Source organism: Vibrio sp. Vb1554, assembly GCF_033344235.1.
On record NZ_JAWPOJ010000253.1, the window covers coordinates 1 to 1258 of the forward strand.

2 protein-coding genes are annotated in these 1258 nt (G+C 53.7%); both read right to left on the reverse strand.

Features of this window, described 5'->3' with window-relative positions; genetic code table 11:
• Positions 1-796, reverse strand: a 796-nt coding sequence (locus R8N28_RS25420; protein ID WP_318183684.1) for a dihydroxy-acid dehydratase, incomplete at its 3' end; no start/stop codon positions are given.
• 12 nt (positions 797-808) lie between these two features.
• A partial coding sequence (locus tag R8N28_RS25425; RefSeq protein WP_318183685.1) for an aminotransferase class IV occupies positions 809-1258 on the reverse strand: 450 nt, incomplete at its 5' end.

Consider the following 1258-nt stretch of genomic DNA (forward strand, 5'->3'; position numbering starts at 1 on the left):
CAAACGCATCTTTGGTTGCAATGTTGCGTGGCAGTGCGCTTTCGTCATCCTGTTCGTAGTAACGCTTGGTCAGTTCAACGATGCGACGACCAGCGCTTAAAAATAGCTCTTTGCGGTCAGCATGCGTTGCGAGCAAGGAGCCGTTGCCAGGCTGAGAAAGGCCAAGCGCTTCGGTGAGGCAGTTCATCGAGTTGGCGGTGAACATGCCCGAGCAGGATCCACAGGTCGGGCACGCGCTACGTTCGATCTGTTCGCTCTGCTCATCCGAGACTTTAGGATCCGCGCCTTGGATCATCGCATCGACCAGATCCAGCTTGATGATCTGATCCGAAAGCTTGGTTTTGCCCGCTTCCATTGGCCCGCCAGAAACGAAGATCACCGGAATGTTTAGACGCATTGACGCCATCAGCATTCCCGGGGTGATTTTGTCACAGTTGGAGATACACACCATGGCATCGGCGCAGTGCGCGTTGACCATGTACTCCACCGAGTCGGCAATCAATTCACGAGAAGGCAGCGAGTAGAGCATACCGCCGTGACCCATGGCGATACCATCATCCACGGCTATGGTGTTGAATTCTTTGGCGATGCCGCCTGCGGCTTCAATCTCTTTGGCAACCAGTTGGCCGAGATCTTTCAGATGCACGTGACCCGGAACAAATTGAGTGAAGGAGTTGACCACGGCAATAATCGGTTTACCGAAGTCTTCATCTTTGACGCCTGTGGCACGCCATAGTGCGCGTGCGCCGGCCATGTTGCGACCATGAGTGGTGGTGGCTGATCTGTATTTAGGCATTCTCTTGTCTCCCTACTTCGTCTCTGGGTACACGTAATCTAACCAGCCCCACTTATCTTCGGTGGTGCCATTGAATAAGCCAAAGTAGGCTTCTTGAACCGCTTTGGTGATTGGGCCGCGTTTGCCTGCGCCCACTTGAATTTGATCGACGCTACGCACCGGAACTACTTCTGCGGCGGTGCCCGTCATAAACACTTCGTCAGCGAGGTAGAGCGCTTCACGGGCGATGTTGGCTTCACGCACTTCATAACCCATCTCACGCGCGAGCGTCATGATGGAATCGCGAGTGATGCCCGGTAGAATCGCGGCCGTTGCAGGTGGTGTTGTGATGACGCCATTTTTGATGACGAAAATGTTTTCACCGGCGCCTTCTGAAAGGTAACCATCAACACTTAATGCAATCCCTTCGGCATAGCCATGACGACGTGCTTCACCACCAACCAGTAGAGAAGAGAGGTAGTT